We start from the raw sequence: 16,665 nt of genomic DNA on the forward strand, positions 1-16,665 counted from the left end.
GGAATTCAAAGAGGAGTGAACCTTATGCAATCCCTTCGTTGCGTGAGTCTGGCGATGGCCGCCGTGCTGATGGCCGGGTGCACCAGCTTTACCGGTCAAAGCAGCCCGGAACTGTCGAAAAATGCCCGCTGGGGCGTGTTGCCGCTGGTCAACTATTCGCAGACGCCCCAGGCCGGCGAGCGCAGTGAGCAGATCCTGCTCAGCGTGCTCAGCAGCCGCGGCCTGCAACCCCAGGTCTACAGCGGCGCGCCGGGGCAGGGCGAGCAGGCCCTGCTGGACGATAGCGAGCGCCTGGCCGGGGCCATGGACTGGGCCCGCGAGCAGAAGCTCGACTATGTGGTGTCCGGCAGTGTCGAAGAGTGGCAGTACAAGAATGGCCTGGACGGCGAACCGGCGGTGGGCATCAGCCTGCGGGTGGTCGAGGCGGGCACGGGCAAAGTGCTGTGGAGCCACAGCGGCGCCCGCGCCGGCTGGTCACGCGAGAGCCTGGCCGGTGCGGCGCAGAAGGTCCTCGACAAACTGGTCGGCGGCCTGCGGATCGAGTGACGGCCATGAACTCTCCACACATGGACTACGCGCTGGCGCCCCGAGCCAGCGGGCCGGCGTCATGGCTGGAAACCTTCCTGGTGACCGCCCTGGTGATCGGCGTCGGCCTGTGGCTGGCGCCCCAGGATCCGCTGCAGGTGCAGGGCGAGTTTCCCTGGTCGGTGCTGGCGCCGCTGTTGCTGGGGGTGCGCTACGGGTTTGTCCGCGGCCTGATCAGCGCCAGCCTGCTGGTGGCGGCGTTTTTCGTCCTGCGGCAGAACGGCCTGCCGGGCTACGCACAGATCGCGCCGTCCTACATCGTTGGCGTGCTGGTCTGCGGCATGCTGGTGGGCGAGGTGCGCGACCTGTGGGAGCGGCGCCTGCTGCGCTTGCAGATGGCCAACGAGTATCGCCAGTACCGGCTCGACGACTTCACCCGGGCCCATCAGATTCTGCGGGTGTCCCACGATCGCCTGGAGCAGCGCCTGGCCGGCAGCGACCAGAGCCTGCGCAGCTCGTTACTGGGCCTGCGTGAGCGGCTGCGGGCGGCGCCCAATGGCGACGATGCCCTGACCCTGCTGGCCGAGCCGGTGCTGACCCTGCTGGGCCAGTACGGTTCGCTGCGGGTGGCCGGGCTGTACCGGGTGCAACAGGCCGCCAACGCGGCGCCCCAGCTGAGCCTGCTGGCCTCCATCGGCACCATGCCCACCCTGGACGACAAGGACCTGCTGGTGCGCCTGTGCCTGGAGCGCGCGGAACTGGTGAGTGTGCGCGAAGAGCTGCTCGACAGCGGCGGACAAGCCGCGGTGTCGTCGTTGCAGGCCTGCATCCCGCTGGTGGACACCCAGGGGCAGGTGCTGGCGGTGCTGGCGGTGCGGCAGATGCCGTTCTTTGCCTTCCAGGAGCGCACCCTCAGCCTGCTGGCCCTGCTGGCCGGGCACATCGCCGACTTGCTGCAGGCCGATTCCCAGGTGCTGCAACTGCAGGACGCCGACAGTCAGCAGTTCACCCGCCAGCTCAAGCGTTCGCTGGTGGATGTCGAGCGCCACGGCCTGTCCGGCTGCCTCTATGCCTTCGAATTGACCCAGCCCAACGATGAACTGACGCGGCTGTTCGAGCGCAGCCAGCGCGGGCTGGACCTGCACCTGAGCCTGGTCAACAACCGCGGGCACGGGCTGCTGCTGGTGCTCCTGCCGCTGACCAGCAGCGAGGGCGCCCAAGGCTATCTGACGCGCCTGGGCAAGCTGGTGCACGAGCACTTCGGCATGAGCGTGGAACTGGCGAGCCTGGGGGTCAAGGTGCTGCCTTATGACCTGGAGTCGGCCCGGCAACGGGATGGACTGCGTAACTTTCTGTACAACGAGTGTGGCCTGAATGATCAGCAAGTGGCTGTTTAGCGGAGCGCTGTTTTTCGAGGTTGGGAGCTGGGCCAGCCTGACGGCGCAGCTGCCCGACCTGCAGGTCGCGCTGCTGTATGCAATGAGTCATGCCATCGCCTGCGGCCTGCTGACGGCGGCGGTCTGGCTGCTGTTGCCGGCGCGTTATCGGCGGCCGTTGCCGTGGAGCCCGCTGTTTATCTTCAGCCTGGCGTTCTTCGTTCCGCTGCTGGGCTCGGTCGGGGTGATCGCGGCGATCTTTCCGGCCTTGTACCTGCCGCGCAAGCGCGAGGTGCAGATGTGGCAGGCGGTGGGCATTCCCGACCTGCCGTTTCGCGCCCAGACCCAACTGCATTCGCCGACCTTCGGCGACAGTGGCTTGCAGGATGTGCTGCGCCACGCCCCGGACCCCGACCAGCGCCTGGCGGCGTTGCTCGCCACCCGCAGGATGCCGGGCAAGGAAGCGGTGCCGATTCTCAAGCTGGCCCTGGGCGACCCCAGCGACGATGTGCGCCTGCTGGCGTATTCGATGCTCGACAAACAGGAAACCGACATCAACCAGCGGATTCAGGCTTCGCTGGAACAGTTGCCCGGTGCCGCGCCGAAGAAGGCCGGCGCCTTGCACGCGACCCTGGCGCGCTGGTACTGGGAGCTGGCTTACCTGGGCCTGGCCCAGGGCAGCGTGCAGCAGCACGTGCTAGGGCAAGCCGGCGAGCATGCCGAGCAGGCGCTGGAGGCGGGAGAGGGCGGCGAGTTGCTGTTGCTGGCCGGGCGTATCGCCCTTGAGCGGGGCGACATCGGCAAGGCGCGACTGCATATGCACCAGGCCCAGGAAGCGGGCATGGACCCGGCCAAGGTCTTGCCGTTTCGGGCCGAGATCGCCTTTGAAACCGGCAACTATTCAGAGATTCCCGCGCTGCTCAAAAGCTTGCCGCCGCAGATGCAACAACGTCCGCCCTTTGCCGGGCTGGTAAGGACCTGGACATGAAAAACGCCGTCGACCCAACCCCCATTGCCGATGTCTGCCTGCTGCTCGAAGGCACCTGGCCCTATGTGCGCGGCGGTGTCTCCAGCTGGATCCACCAGATGATCCTCGGCTTGCCGCAGCTGACCTTTTCCGTGCTGTTCATTGGCGGCCAGCGCGAAGCCTACGGCCAGCGCCGCTACGAGATCCCGGCCAACGTGGTGCACATCGAAGAAGTGTATCTGGAGGAGGCCTGGCGCAATCCCAAGCACAAGCGGGTCGCCCACACGGCGTCCCTGGAGGAATTGAGCAACCTGTACCGTTACCTGCACAACCCGGAGAAACCGCCCGCCGAGCTGGGCATTGGCGTGCTCGATTCCCTGGCCCAGGCGCGAATCACCCTGGACGACGTGCTCTACAGCCGCCCCAGCTGGGAGGCGCTGACCGAAGGCTACGAGCAGCATTGCGCCGATCCGTCCTTCGTCAACTATTTCTGGACCCTGCGCACCATGCAGTCGCCGCTGCTGATGCTGGCCGCCGCAGCCCGGCGCATGCCGCGGGCCCGGGTCCTGCATTCGATTTCCACCGGTTACGCCGGGCTGGTGGGCTGCATTCTCAAGCAGCTGTGGGGCTGCCGGTTCCTGCTCAGCGAGCACGGGATCTACACCAAGGAACGCAAGATCGACCTGGCCCAGGCCAGCTGGATCGCGGAAAGCAGCAACCAGGCGCTCAACGACAGCATGGACAGTGGTTCCGGCTACATCCGCATGCTCTGGGTGCGTTTTTTCGAACGCATCGGTCATCTGGTCTACGAGAGCGCCGACCAGATCATTGCCCTGTACGACGGCAACCGCCAGCGGCAGATCAAGGACGGCGCGCCGCCGGAGCGCACCCAGGTGATTCCCAACGGCATCAACCTGCAACTCTGGACCCAGGCCTATGAGTCCCGTGCCGCCGGCATCGCGCCGGTGGTCGGGCTGATCGGCCGGGTGGTGCCGATCAAGGACGTGAAGACCTTCCTTCGGGCCATGCGTGGCGTGGTCAGTGTCATGCCCCAGGTGGAAGGCTGGATTGTCGGCCCGGAAGAGGAAGACCCCGAGTACGTCGCCGAGTGTCGCAGCCTGGTGGCCAGTCTCGGCCTGGAGCAGAAGGTGCTGTTCCTCGGCTTCCAGAAGATCCAGGACATCCTGCCGCAGCTGGGCCTGATGGTGCTGACCTCCATCAGCGAGGCCCAGCCTTTGGTGATTCTCGAAGCCTGGGCCGCCGGCACGCCGGTGGTCAGCAGCGACGTCGGCTCCTGCCGGGAACTGATCGAGGGCGGCGAAGCGGCCGACCGCGATCTGGGGCTGGCCGGGGAGGTGGTGGCGATCGCCGATCCCCAGGCCACGTCCCAGGCGATCATCGATCTGCTGCGCAGCCCGCAACGCTGGCAAGCCGCCCAGGCCGCCGGCCTGGCGCGGGTACACCGCTACTACAGCGAAACCCTGATGATCGAGCGCTATCGCACGCTGTATGACACCGCCATGGGCGCCCCACACAAGGAGGCTGTGTAAATGGCCGGCATCGGTTTCGAACTGCGCAAGATTCTGTCCCGCGACTCCTACACCGCGACCCTGCATGCCTATGTCTACGCCGGCCTGATCAGTTCCGGGCCCTGGGTGCTGTCGATTCTCAGCGTGATGCTGGTGGGGGTCATCAGCCTCGGGCTGGTAGTGCCGGAGGTGCTGATCCGGCAGTTTCTGATCACCGTGACCTACCTGATGGCCACCTCGCTGATCCTCACCGGCGGCTTGCAGCTGTTTTTCACCCGTTTCGTCTCCGACCGCCTGTTCGAGCGCAAGTACGAGCACATCCTGCCGAACCTGGTGGGGGTGCTGTTGCTGGTGACCCTGGGCTCGGGCGTGCTGGGCATCCTGCTGCTGGTGACCCTGTTCGACCAGCCGCTGATCTACCGCCTGATGACCCTGGCCAACTTCGTGGTGCTGTGCAACCTGTGGCTGGTGATCATCTTCCTCTCGGGGATGAAGGCCTATAACCGCATCCTGCTGGTGATGCTGGCGGGCTACGCACTGATGGTGGGCAGCGCGTTCTTCCTGCGGCACATGGGCATGGAAGGGCTGCTGCTGGCGCTGTTGCTGGGGCACAGCTCGCTGCTGTTCCTGTTCCTGTACGACATCCTGCGCGAGTACCGCGCGGAAAAGCTGGTGGCCTTCGATTTTCTCGACCGCCGCCAGGTGTTTGTCAGCCTGCTGCTGACCGGGCTTTGCTACAACCTGGGGATCTGGATCGACAAGTTCATCTTCTGGTTCAACCCGGACACCTCCAGCCAGGTGATCGGACCGCTGCGCGCTTCGATCCTGTATGACCTGCCGATCTTCCTCGCCTACCTGGCGATCATTCCCGGCATGGCGGTGTTCCTGGTGCGGATCGAAACCGACTTCGCCGAGTGGTACGACCGGCTGTTTCGCGCGGTGCGCGACGGCGAAACCCTGCAGCACATCGGTTCGCTGAAAGCCGAGATGACCTTCTCGATCCGCCAGGGCCTGCTGGAAATCTGCAAGGTCCAGGGGCTGACGGTGGTCCTGCTGTTTCTCTTCGGGCCGCGTCTGCTGGAATGGCTGGGGATGTCCAGCTACTACCTGCCGCTGTTCTACATCGACCTGATCGGGGTGAGCATCCAGGTGGTGTTCATGGCCATCCTCAACGTGTTTTTCTACCTCGACAAACGGGCGATCGTGCTGGAGCTGTGCCTGTTCTTCGTCGCCCTCAACGCCGGGTTGACCCTGCTCAGCCTGCACCTGGGGCCGAGCTACTTCGGCTATGGCTTCACCCTGTCGCTGCTGATCTGCGTGCTGCTGGGGCTGGCGCGGTTGTCGACGGCGCTGGATGACCTGGAGTACGAGACGTTCATGCTCTCGCGTTGAGGGGCATCGGCCAGCGCGTGCTGCGGACCGTGTGCAACGCGCCCTGGGTAATGCGCAGCACAGGGGGCCGCTCAGGGAGCCTCGAGGTAGGATTTTCGCATTCTCTCCAGCGTGCCGTCCTTGCGCAGCTCCTCGACCGCCGCGCGCAGCTTGCGCACCAGTGTCGCATTGCAGTTTCTGGAGCAGGCCAGGTACAGATCGGTGCTCATAAAGACCGGACTGACCTGCAACGGCTGAGTCGACACCTTGCGCCAGATGCTCTGGGTTTCGGGAATGCCGTTGAACCAGGCGTCGACCCGTCCCATCAGCAGCAGTTGCGCCGGGTTCTCGCCAATTTCAAACGGATAGATCTGATTGTCGGCAAAGCCTTCAGCCCGGAGCTTCTGCTCTTGGGCACTGCCCCGGCCAACGGCGATCCGAGCAAAGGTGTCCCGCGCCTGCTGCAGGGTTTCGACGCGCGTGTGCAGGCTGAAGAAGGCTCTGTCCATGGTCATGATGGGCGCGATCCAGGTGTAATCGGCTTCTCTTTCCGGCGTGCGCGACAGCTGAATGATCAGCTTGTCGACGCCTTTGCGCACGCTTTGCTGGGCTCGTGCCCAGGGCACTTCGATAAAATGCAGCGTATAACCGGCCCGGATCGCCGCTTCCGACGTCGCATCACCGACGATGCCATGCAGGCCGGTCTGGTCCAGCATCGATAAAGGCGGCGCCTCGGCGATGTACAGGTCGAAGCCAAGGGGCTCTGCGCCAGACACCGAGGCCACCCAGACCATCAGCGCAAACAGCGGCGTCAGGATCAGCGCCCCCCACAGGCGCAACGATTGACTCACATGAGTCATGGCAGTAACTCAACAGACAGTGGCATTTCATGCTCTCGGATTAACGCTGCGTATTCGACACCGACAAAGACCGACCGCAACGACCTGCAAAACGTGCCGCCAAGATTAGAGGGTTATGTGCAGAGATGGATGGGTTTGACGGATTATTTTGACCGCTGATTGCCATCACGGTTCAGGGCTGGTGCAACCGGTGACGTTGAACAGCGGTGGGCACCGGCCCACAAGCGCCAGCGGGTTGCCCATGGCCAATCATCTGGGTGAATCGACGCAAAAGCTGCTCCAGCTCATGGCGCCAAGTGGCCCGATTCGCTTGAATACGCGCCCGCGTCGCCGGGCCAAACAAGAGGGCCGCCAGAGCGCGGCCAAAGAATAAAACGGATTATTTCGAAAGGACCCGGCATGTCGTTATCCCGCTGTCTATCTGGCCTGTCCAACTTGTTGCACTACCGCCGCGAATGGTTGCGCGCCGACCTGCGGGCCGGGTTGTCCGTGGCGGCCATCCAGATCCCGATCGCCATCGCCTATGCGCAGATTGTCGGCCTGCCGCCGCAGTACGGGCTCTACGCCTGTGTGCTGCCGATGATCGTCTATGCCTTGGTCGGCAGCTCGCGGCAACTGATGGTCGGCCCCGATGCCGCTACTTGCGCCATGCTCGGCGGCGCCGTGGCGCCTTTGGCCATGGGCGACCTGCAGCGTACCGTCGAGTTGTCGATGATTGTCACCGTGCTGGTGGGCCTGATGCTGATCGCCGCCGGGATCGCCCGGGCGGGTTTTATCGCCAGCTTCTTCTCGCGGCCGATCCTCATCGGCTACCTCAACGGCATCGGTCTGAGCCTGATCGCCGGGCAAATGGGCAAGGTGGTGGGCTTCAAGATCGAAGGCGAGGGCTTCATTCTGGGGCTGGCGGACTTTCTCCAGCGGCTGGGGGAGATCCATGGCCTGACCCTGGCCGTTGGCCTGGCCAGCCTGGGCCTGTTGATCTGGCTGCCGCGGCGCTACCCGCGGCTGCCGGCAGCGCTGCTGACGGTGGCGCTGTTCACCTTGCTGGCCGGGCTATTGGGCTTCGACCGCTTCGGGGTGGCGATCCTCGGTCATGTGCCGGCCGGGATTCCCGAGTTGTCCTGGCCCAAGACCAGCCTGGAGGAAAGCAAGAGCCTGCTGCGCGACGCGCTGGGCATCGCCACCGTGAGTTTCTGCAGCGCCATGCTCACGGCCCGCAGCTTCGCCGCGCGCCATGGCTACGCGATCAACGCCAACCATGAATTCATCGCCCTGGGCCTGAGCAACCTGGCGGCCGGTGCCTCCCAGGGCTTTGCCATCAGCGGCGCGGATTCGCGTACCGCGGTCAACGACATGGCCGGAGGCAAGAGCCAGTTGGTGGGAATCATCGCGGCCCTGGCGATTGCGCTGATTCTGCTGTTTTTCACCGCGCCCATGGCGTGGATTCCGCAGCCGGCCCTGGGCGCGGTGCTGTTGATGGCGGGCTGGGGCTTGCTCGACGTCAAGTCCCTGAAGCAGATCTACCGCCTCAGCCGCTTCGAGTTCTGGCTGTGCCTGCTGACCACCGTCAGCGTGCTGGGCCTGGGCGTGCTGCCGGGGATCATCTTCGCCGTGACCCTGGCCATCCTGCGCCTGCTGTACAGCATCTACCAACCCACCGACGCGGTGCTGGGCTGGATGCCGGGCATCGAAGGCCAGGTGGACATCCGCCAGTACCCGCAAGCGCACACCGTGCCCGGCCTGGTGGTGTATCGCTTCGACGACGCGATCCTGTTCTTCAACGCCGACTACTTCAAGATGCGCCTGTTGGACACCGTGCAGCGCGAGAGCCAGCCCGAGGTGGTGCTGTTCAATGCCGAGGCGGTGACCGATATCGATGTCAGCGGCATCGCGGTACTGCGGGAAATCCGCGAAACCCTGGCCGCCCAGGGCATCTACTTCGCGATCGCCCGTGCCCGCGGCACGTTCCTGACGATGCTGGAACGCTCGGGGATGACCCGGGAAATGGACGGCCAGTTGCTGTTCAGCTCGGTGCGTTCGGGGATCAGGGCCTACCGCATATGGCGCAACAGCACGCGCGGCAAGCAATGAGGCGAAGCGGGGCGCGGGGCGAGGAGCAGCTCCGGTGCTTGACCGGATGCCGCCATCTGCTGTTGAATGCGCGCCCTGAAGCCTCTGCAACCTTTTCTCCAAGTGGTGAAGCCAGTGCCCTACGCCAGCCAACACGCCTGATACCGACGACGGTCCATCCTGCCTGATGGCTGCCCGTGCCTATGCGCGGCGGCGCTTGATTGCCATGCCTGCCTGATCCTGTCGTTGGTTTTTCTCTGTTTTCGAGGACAAACCCATGCACACGGATATTCGTGCCAGCGCGCACAACCTGGAACTGCTCAAATACCCCCGTACGCCCCACCTGCAAGGCTCGCGCCTGCAAGATGGCGACACTGACACTGGCCAGGTGCGCTATGCCGCCCTGGCCGGACAGTGGCTGGTGGTGGAAGAAAAACTCGATGGTGCCAACACCGGCATCAGCTTTAGCGCAGGCGGCGAGTTGCGCCTGCAATCTCGCGGTCACTACCTCACTGGCGGTGGTCGCGAGCGCCAGTTCAATCTGTTCAAGCAGTGGGCCGTGGCTCACGAACACTGGTTGCTGGAGCGCCTGGAAGATCGCTTCGTGCTGTATGGCGAATGGCTGCACAAGAAGCACTCGGTGTTCTACGACCGCTTGCCACATTACTTCTGCGAGTTCGATGTGTGGGACCGTGCCACCGGGCTGTTCCTCTCCACCGCGGCGCGCCGGCGCCTGCTAGAAGGTGGGCCGGTGCTGTCGGTGCCGGTGCTGTACGAAGGCCCTGCGCCGCGCCGGCATGCCGAGTTGATGGCGCTGGTGGGCGATTCGCTGGCCAAGACCGCGCGCTGGCGCGAGGTGTTCGAGCAAGTGGTGCGCCGCGAAGGCCTCGACCTGGCCCGTGCCTGGCGCCAGTGCGACCGCTCCAGCCGCATGGAAGGCCTGTACCTGAAGCTCGAAGACGAGCAGCAGACCCGCGGCCGGCTCAAGTGGGTACGCCAGGACTTCGTCCAGGCCATCCTCGATGCCGACCAGCACCATGCCAACCAACCCTTTATCCCCAATCAATTGGCCGACGGCGTCGACCTCTATGCGCCGCGCCTGTCCATGGACTGGCAGGGCCCACGCCACGGCTACTGAAGGAACATCCCGATATGGACATTCGACAATTGCAACAACTGGTCCCCGAGCCGGGGCGCGATATGGACGCCGCTGCCTGCCTGGCGGCCATTCCGGCCCTGGCGCGCCTGGCCGAGACACCGCAAGACCCGACCTACCACGCCGAAGGCGATGTGTGGATTCATACCCGCCTGGTGGTCGAAGCCTTGCTGGCGCAACCCGCCTACCAGCAGGCCAGCGCCGAGCAGCGCTTTGTGCTGTTCTTCGCCGCCCTGTTGCACGACATCGCCAAGCCCGACACCACGGTGATCGACCCGGATACCGGGCGCATCGGCCAGCCCGGTCACTCGCGCCGGGGCGCGGTGGATGCGCGGCTGCTGTTGTGGCGCGCCGGCGTGCCATTCGAGCTGCGCGAGCAGATCTGCCGCATCATCGCCGTGCACCAGGTGCCGTTCTTCGCTCTGCAGGGTGATCGCAGCGGCCGCAGCCCTGAGTTCCTGTTGCACAAATTGTCCTGGGAACTGCCGCTGTGGATGCTCTGTGCCGTGGCCGAGGCCGATATGCAGGGCCGCGATTACACCGGCAAGGCCGATGTGCTGGACGCCATCGAGCTGTGGCGCGAACTGGCGCAGGAGGAGGGCTGCCTGTACGGGCCGCGGGCCTTTGTCGACGACTACACACGCATTCAGTACCTGCGTGGCGCCCGGGTACACCCCGACTACCCACTGCACCCGCCGCAGGGCTCGTCGGTGGTGATGCTCTCGGGCCTGCCGGCCAGCGGCAAGGACACCTGGACCGCACAACATCATCCGGAGCTGCCGGTGGTGTCGTTCGACGACGCGCGCCAGGCCCTGGGCCTGCGCCACGGACAGAACGAAGGCGCCGCCGCGCACTACGCCATCGACCGGGCCAAGGCCTTGTTGCGCGAGCACAAACCCTTTGTGTGGAACTCCACGCACCTGTCGGCGCAGATGCGCAGCCGCACCCTGGATTTGCTCTACGGTTACGGCGCCGAGGTGGAAATTCTTTACCTGGAGCGGCCCGAGGACGAAATCATGCGGCGCAACCAGAAGCGCGACACCTCGCTGCGCAACGATGATATCCGCCGCATGTTGTTCAAGTGGGAAGTGCCGCTGCCGACCGAGGCGCATCGGGTGGTTTATCAGGCGGTGACGGGGTAAGCGCTTCTGGGGGACATGGCGACGCCAGGCATGAAGCGTTTCAAATTCGCGGATGTTCAAAAGGCAAATGAATATGTCAGAAACTGCAGCAAAAATAAGTGAGGTATTGCAAGCCTTTCATCGTTTTGAAGATGGGTTGTTATTGTCGTTTGAGTTTAGTTATGCACCAGGCGAACGACTCGCGGCACAGCTTTTATTTCATGCCAGAGATCATCGGCTTGATGGAAATGTTTGGAAGAGGGTTAAAGTGGTTGTCCGCGGTGTTGAAGAGCTGAGTGCAAAAGTCAGTGGGCATCAATTCAATTCAATTTGCTCGGGGGTTCGGTTGTTGAAAATTGACGAGTATTGGTGTGTCGATATTGATGGGAATTACCCTTTGGATGCTGATCCAGCATCGATTGATGAAATACGCCGGGATGGGGACCTATATGTTATGGGTCGTGACATTGAGGTTTATGAGCTTGAAGGTTAGGCGGTCCTCGTGAAAGTAGTGATAGCCAAGTAATGGAGTACTCCCTGGAAATGAAGCTGACAGACCTCTACAACAAGGTAATCAGTAAAGAACCGTATGATGATATGCGCGTATTCTTTGAGGATTATGAAAGCTTTGAAGAGATTCCGCTTGTATCAAGATATAGCCGCTTAAAGCACTTGATGAATGAGATGAGCCGCAACGGAGTTTCTGATTTCCTGACTGGGCTCGCCTTGTTTGTTTTAAATACTTTAAGGCTCTTGGAGGTTTCAAGAGATAAGGATATTTTTTTTTGCTGTAAGTTTTACAGATTTTGCAGGGTTGGAAGAGCAAGGCGTTCTCATACCTAATATATTTATTTACACAAAACCAGCCTCAGTCGGTTTTTTGGAAGAAGTACGAAAAAATGATAGGGGGCTTGCGTCTAAGGAAATGAAGGAAGTAAAGAAACGTTTTTCTAGTTGTGGGGCAGAAACTGCTTTTGATTTTTATGAGAGTAGGTTTTATGACGCCGCTTGTGCTGAGGAAATTGTCAGGGTCTTTGCTGTACCCAGGACTTTTTGAGGGTACAGGGTTCGTCAGCTAATCCGATTCGATGGTGAAGCACTAGGCACTTAATGTTGCCAGTGCCTAGGCAGGGCTTTTACGCTCAGGCCGGCGTTGCCTTCAGACAATGCGCAGCGCGCCCCTCCCATTTTGCGATGACCAATGGAGCCAATGCGTTGCCCAACACATTCAGGGCGGTTGTCGGCATCTCCATGAGTCGGTAAACCCCGGCGATGAATGCAATACCCTCAAGTGGCAGTCCCGCACTGGCGAGCGTGGCTGACAAAATAACGAACATGAACCCAGGGACGCCTGCCGCCCCTTTTGAAGTCAGCACCATGGTGACCACAAGCAGAGCTTGGTCGCCGAAGCTCAGATCGATGCCGTAAAGCTGTGCGACGAACAAAGTGCCAATGCCGAGGAACAGCGAAGCGCCGTCGAGGTTGAACGAGTAGCCCACTGGCACTACGAAGCTGACCAGAGAGGGTGGCACACCATAGGTTTCAAGCTTCTTCATGAGTTGCGGCATTACCGCCGCCGAACTGGCGCTCGAAAAGGCGAGAATCAATTCATCCTTGATATGACGCATCAGCGCGAACAGATTAATCCCACAGAATCGTGCTACCAGGTTCAGTACGACGAGGACGAAGAAGGCAATCGCCACGTAGCTCACCATGATCAGCTTGGCCAAGGGCAGGAGTGAGCTAAAACCAAAGTTGGCCACGGTCACGGAGATCATTCCGAATACGCCGATGGGCGAGTAGGCCATGATCATCGATGTGACCTTGAACATGGCTTCCGACACGCCACGCAGTAGCGCAATGACCGGTTCCTTGCGTTCGTTGCTCAGTTTGGAAACGCCGAGGCCAAACATCACGGCAAAAAACAGCACTGAGAGCAGGCTGCCCTGTGCCATGGCATTGATCACATTGTCGGGGATGATTCCGACGATGATCTGCCCAAGCCCATGACCGGCTGCGTTACTGGTTGGCAGAGTGATGGCGGCGGCTTTGAGGCTTGCCAGATCGGTGCCGGCCCCAGGCTTGAGAAGGTTGCCAATCACAAGACCGACGATGATTGCCAGCGTCGTAATGCTGAAGAAATAGCTCAGTGATTTGATCCCGATACGGCCCAGGGATTTGCCGTCACCGTGACCGGCGATACCGACCACCATGCAAGAAAACACGATGGGGACGACGATCATTTTCATTAGCTTGATGAAAATGTCGCCCGCCGGTTGCAGGAGGTTGTCGACCAGCCACGGACGGGACTCGGGAAAGCGGTGCAACAGGGCGCCGATGGCGATGCCGGCCAGCAGGCCAATCATGATTTGCCATACCAGCGCGATACGGGGCTTGTGCATGGGGATGCCTCATTTGATGACAATGATTATGAGTGTTGTTCTAGGCAGTCAGTGAGCAGCCGTCCGCTGGCTGTCGGGTGTTGCGATGAGCCGTCAGCGCAATCGTTGGCACGCGTCTTTGAGTCGACGGCAACCTTCTTCGATGACATCCAGGGAGCTGGCGAATGACAGGCGTATGTACGGCGACATGCCATACGCCGCACCGCTGACCGTGGCCAGTCCGTGCTCCTTGAGCAGGTAGGAGACCAACTGCGAATCACTGTCTATGCGCTCTCCACTTTCAGCGGTTTTACCTATGAGTCCGCTGACGTTGGCAAACACATAAAAGGCGCCGTCCGGCGGGGTGAAGCTCAACCCGTCAATGGGGCCTAGCAACGCCAGCATCTGGTCTCGGCGTTGTTGGTACACCTCGCGCATTTCGGCAATGGGTGCCTGGTCTCCGGCAAACGCTGCCACGGCTGCAGCCTGGCTCACCGAACTGGGGCATGTCGTGGTCTGAGACAGCAATTTTCCGATGGCCGCGATCAGCCAGGCGGGGCCTGCGCCGAAGCCGATTCTCCAACCGGTCATGGCGTAGCCCTTGGACGCGCCATTGACAATCAGCGTGCGCGGCTTGAGATCCGGAGCGAGTCTGGTCAGCGACACATGCACGGCGTCGCCGTAGACAAATTGTTCGTAAATTTCGTCGGCCATGATCAGAAGGTGAGGGTGCCTGCGCAGCACCGCCGCCAGAGCCAGCAATTCGGTTTCGTTGTAGACCGCGCCACTCGGGTTGTTTGGGGTATTTAAAATGACCCATTTGCTGCGTGGTGTGATCGCCTGCTCCAATGCTTCGGGCGACAGCTTGAAGCCGTTGCTTTCGTCACCAGGAATGATCACCGGCGTGGCGTCGTTCAGTCGGGCGATATCCGGGTATGAAACCCAGTAGGGCGTGTGCACTATGACTTCATCGCCAAGGTTCAGGGTCGCAGCCAGGGCGTGATAGATGATGTGCTTGCCACCGCAACCGGCAATCACTTCGTCAACGGCATAGTGCAATCCATTGTCGCGCTCAAGCTTGAGGCAAATTGCCTGGCGCAAAGCCAGTGTTCCATTGGTCGCGGTGTAATGCGTGTCACCGCTGTGCATCGCGGCGCTGGCGGCACGAAGAATATGCTCGGGGGTATCGAAGTCCGGCTCGCCCATGGTGAAGTTGACGATGTCCCGGCCCTGGGCGCGCAACTCGGTCACTAAAGCGTTGGCGGCAATACTCGGCGAAGGCTCGATGCCCAACACCCGATCAGACAAAAAAGCAGTGCTCATGATGTTCTCCTCAATCGGCCAGACCGGCCTGTTGCAAGACCTTGTCCATCCAGCTTTGGCGAACAGCACCGGTGGCGATTTCGGCTTTTACCTCTTCTTCATGGGCTGCGTGTTGCGCGGCGCGGCGAAGTATCTCGGCAGCATCAGCCTGGGAGAACGCCACAAGACCGTCCTCGTCGCCGACCAGCAGATCACCTGGCTGAACCAGCATGCCGCCGATTGAAACTGCTACGTTGATCTCTCCGGGCCCGGTTTTGTAAGGGCCGCAGTGCACGACGCTTCGAGCGTAGCAAGGGGTATCGGCAAAGCTGGCAACATCACGAATCGCGCCGTCGATAACGAAGCCGACACAACCTCGTTGCTGGGCGTAAAGCTTCACCAGCTCGCCAATCACCGCGTTGTTGACATCGCCTTGGGCATCCACCACCAGTACGTGACCTGGTTGCAACATGCTCATGGCTTTGTAGATCAGCAGGTTGTCGCCGGGACGGGTTTTGACGGTGAGGGCGGTGCCCACCAGTTTGCCGCTGCTGTTATAGCGGGTCAGGCCGCGGGCGCCGATGTGTCGGCCGAGGTTGTCACTGATGTGCGGCGTGACGACGTGGGCAAAAGCCTCGAGCACTTCGGCAGCGGCCAGCGGCGGATTGGGGAAAATGCGTGAACCGGGCAAGGACATGGCTGATCTCCTGAGATTGGACTGGCAGCCGATTTGGGCTGTGGTTCGATCTTAGGAGCGATAAACAAACAGTTTTAGCGATATTTTATTATGGAGTAGCATCGCTTTTTTTCATGTAAAAAAGTCGATGATCACCTTCAAGCAGATTGACGCGTTGTACTGGATTGCCGAACTGGGAAGCTTCGAAGCGGCAGCGAACAAGCTGAACATGTCGCAATCGGCTATTTCCAAGCGCATCCAGGAACTGGAAGAAACCTTCGATGTGGAGATTTTCGACCGCAGTAAGCGCAACGCGAGATTGACCGAAAAGGGCGGTGAACTGCTGGATTACGCCAAGGATTTGCTCGAGCGCCGCGATTATCTGCTTGAACGGGTCAGCGCCCGGGAGGTACTGGTAAGACGCTTTCGATTGGGTGTCACGGAACTTACGGCATTAACCTGGTTACCCGCGCTCGTCGATGCGTTGCGCCAGGCTTATCCAAAAGTGCAGATCGAGCCATCGGTGGAGCTGAGCAGTGAGTTGTTTCGAAAACTGGAAAACGACCAACTCGACCTGGTCATCGTGCCGGACGTGTTCAACGATGCCCGGTTCGTCAGTACGCCACTTCAAAGCGTCGAGAACGCCTGGATGTGTGCTCCAAGCCTGATAGCTGATCCAGATCCTGTGAGCCTTGAAGTCCTGGCCGGGTTCACAGTGCTGACCCAGGGTTCCCAGTCAGGCACAGGCCTGGTCTATGAACGATGGCTGGCAGCTCATGACGTGCAAATGCCCAAGACCCTCACCAGTCACAACTTGCTGGTGCAGGTTGGTCTGACATTGTCCGGAGTGGGCGTAAGTTATCTGCCCAAAGCCTGTCTTTCTCATCTGATCGAGCGCGGAGCGTTGCGCGCATTGGTCACAAAGCCAGGATTGCCGAGAATTCGCTATGCGGCGCTTCATCGTATCGACCGCCAATTTGGCCTGAATCAGAATGTGGCGCAGTTGGCAGTGGAGTGCTGTGATTTTTCACAACTATTGCTGTGAGCATTCTGGTAGCTGCGCACGGTGTTGGCCGCGGTACCGGCGGCAATGAACGCGTCTGCGGCGGCACGGGTGCTGGCGGCCAGTTCCGCCAACACTAAAGGCGAGGAGGGCATCGCTATCGGCTCTGTCAGTTTCATCTCGCTCAACGTTGCAATAGGTTCGAATAACCTGTGCTCATCAGACCCAACATAGCCAGTTGCAGCAAAAGCGGTATCCATGATTGTGACTAGCCGATTTCGATCAACCAGGGCTACTACAGATTGGCTGTTGGATCGTTCACTCTCGG

General features: G+C 61.3%; 15 protein-coding genes. 11 read left to right on the forward strand and 4 right to left on the reverse strand.

What is annotated here, in order from left to right; all coding sequences use genetic code 11:
- Positions 1-24 precede the first annotated feature (24 nt).
- Genes GWQ44_RS18820 through pelG form a run of 5 tightly spaced genes read left to right on the forward strand, consistent with a single transcriptional unit; the run spans position 25 to position 5,789 of the window.
- Complete coding sequence (locus GWQ44_RS18820; protein ID WP_016963198.1) at positions 25-546, forward strand: hypothetical protein; 522 nt, start codon at positions 25-27, stop codon at positions 544-546.
- A gap of 5 nt (positions 547-551) precedes the next feature.
- The gene (locus GWQ44_RS18825) at positions 552-1,922 is read left to right on the forward strand and encodes a PelD GGDEF domain-containing protein (RefSeq protein ID WP_047304398.1); all 1,371 of its coding nucleotides are present in this window, start codon (positions 552-554) and stop codon (positions 1,920-1,922) included.
- The gene (locus tag GWQ44_RS18830) at positions 1,900-2,889 is read left to right on the forward strand and encodes a HEAT repeat domain-containing protein (RefSeq protein ID WP_016963200.1); all 990 of its coding nucleotides are present in this window, start codon (positions 1,900-1,902) and stop codon (positions 2,887-2,889) included. The genes GWQ44_RS18825 and GWQ44_RS18830 overlap by 23 nt, the downstream gene beginning before the upstream one ends.
- The gene (pelF, locus tag GWQ44_RS18835) at positions 2,886-4,418 is read left to right on the forward strand and encodes a GT4 family glycosyltransferase PelF (protein WP_016963201.1); all 1,533 of its coding nucleotides are present in this window, start codon (positions 2,886-2,888) and stop codon (positions 4,416-4,418) included. Before GWQ44_RS18830 ends, pelF begins: the two co-directional genes overlap by 4 nt.
- Positions 4,419-5,789 (forward strand): exopolysaccharide Pel transporter PelG, encoded by a 1,371-nt coding sequence (pelG, locus tag GWQ44_RS18840; protein WP_016963202.1) that lies wholly within the window; start codon positions 4,419-4,421, stop codon positions 5,787-5,789.
- 71 nt (positions 5,790-5,860) lie between these two features.
- Here pelG and GWQ44_RS18845 read toward each other — a convergent pair whose 3' ends face one another.
- Positions 5,861-6,628 carry a transporter substrate-binding domain-containing protein gene (locus GWQ44_RS18845; RefSeq protein WP_275928025.1) on the reverse strand — a complete coding sequence of 256 codons (768 nt, stop codon included), beginning with the start codon at positions 6,626-6,628 and terminating at the stop codon, positions 5,861-5,863.
- A gap of 399 nt (positions 6,629-7,027) precedes the next feature.
- Here GWQ44_RS18845 and GWQ44_RS18850 point away from each other — a divergent pair, with 399 nt between their 5' ends.
- The 5 genes from GWQ44_RS18850 to GWQ44_RS18870 all read left to right on the forward strand — a co-directional run bounded on the left by GWQ44_RS18850 (position 7,028) and on the right by GWQ44_RS18870 (position 11,818).
- Positions 7,028-8,719, forward strand: a complete 1,692-nt coding sequence (locus GWQ44_RS18850; RefSeq protein ID WP_275928026.1) for a SulP family inorganic anion transporter — start codon at positions 7,028-7,030, stop codon at positions 8,717-8,719.
- Between the two features lie 256 nt (positions 8,720-8,975).
- On the forward strand, positions 8,976-9,836 hold the full coding sequence (locus tag GWQ44_RS18855) for an RNA ligase family protein (protein ID WP_275928027.1): 861 nt from the start codon (positions 8,976-8,978) through the stop codon (positions 9,834-9,836).
- Positions 9,837-9,850: 14 nt separating this feature from the next.
- Positions 9,851-10,996, forward strand: a complete 1,146-nt coding sequence (locus GWQ44_RS18860; protein ID WP_275928028.1) for an AAA family ATPase — start codon at positions 9,851-9,853, stop codon at positions 10,994-10,996.
- A gap of 73 nt (positions 10,997-11,069) precedes the next feature.
- Positions 11,070-11,468 carry a hypothetical protein gene (locus GWQ44_RS18865; RefSeq protein WP_275928029.1) on the forward strand — a complete coding sequence of 133 codons (399 nt, stop codon included), beginning with the start codon at positions 11,070-11,072 and terminating at the stop codon, positions 11,466-11,468.
- 50 nt (positions 11,469-11,518) lie between these two features.
- Positions 11,519-11,818 carry an Imm15 family immunity protein gene (locus tag GWQ44_RS18870; protein WP_275928030.1) on the forward strand — a complete coding sequence of 100 codons (300 nt, stop codon included), beginning with the start codon at positions 11,519-11,521 and terminating at the stop codon, positions 11,816-11,818.
- A 299-nt stretch (positions 11,819-12,117) separates the two neighbouring features.
- Here GWQ44_RS18870 and GWQ44_RS18875 read toward each other — a convergent pair whose 3' ends face one another.
- The 3 genes from GWQ44_RS18875 to GWQ44_RS18885 form a co-directional block, all read right to left on the reverse strand.
- A complete protein-coding gene (locus tag GWQ44_RS18875; RefSeq protein WP_275928031.1) occupies positions 12,118-13,377 on the reverse strand; it encodes a cation:dicarboxylase symporter family transporter in 1,260 nt (419 codons plus the stop codon).
- 93 nt (positions 13,378-13,470) lie between these two features.
- Entirely contained in the window at positions 13,471-14,679 is a 1,209-nt protein-coding gene (locus GWQ44_RS18880; RefSeq protein ID WP_275928032.1) for a pyridoxal phosphate-dependent aminotransferase, read from the reverse strand.
- A gap of 10 nt (positions 14,680-14,689) precedes the next feature.
- Entirely contained in the window at positions 14,690-15,355 is a 666-nt protein-coding gene (locus GWQ44_RS18885; protein WP_047305258.1) for an RraA family protein, read from the reverse strand.
- A 127-nt stretch (positions 15,356-15,482) separates the two neighbouring features.
- Between GWQ44_RS18885 and GWQ44_RS18890 the strand changes: the two genes are divergently transcribed.
- Positions 15,483-16,379 (forward strand): LysR family transcriptional regulator, encoded by an 897-nt coding sequence (locus GWQ44_RS18890; RefSeq protein ID WP_047305259.1) that lies wholly within the window; start codon positions 15,483-15,485, stop codon positions 16,377-16,379.
- Positions 16,380-16,665 lie beyond the last annotated feature (286 nt).

The organism is Pseudomonas sp. 3MA1 (assembly GCF_029237275.1).
Taxonomy (GTDB): Bacteria; Pseudomonadota; Gammaproteobacteria; order Pseudomonadales; family Pseudomonadaceae; genus Aquipseudomonas; species Aquipseudomonas fluorescens_AP.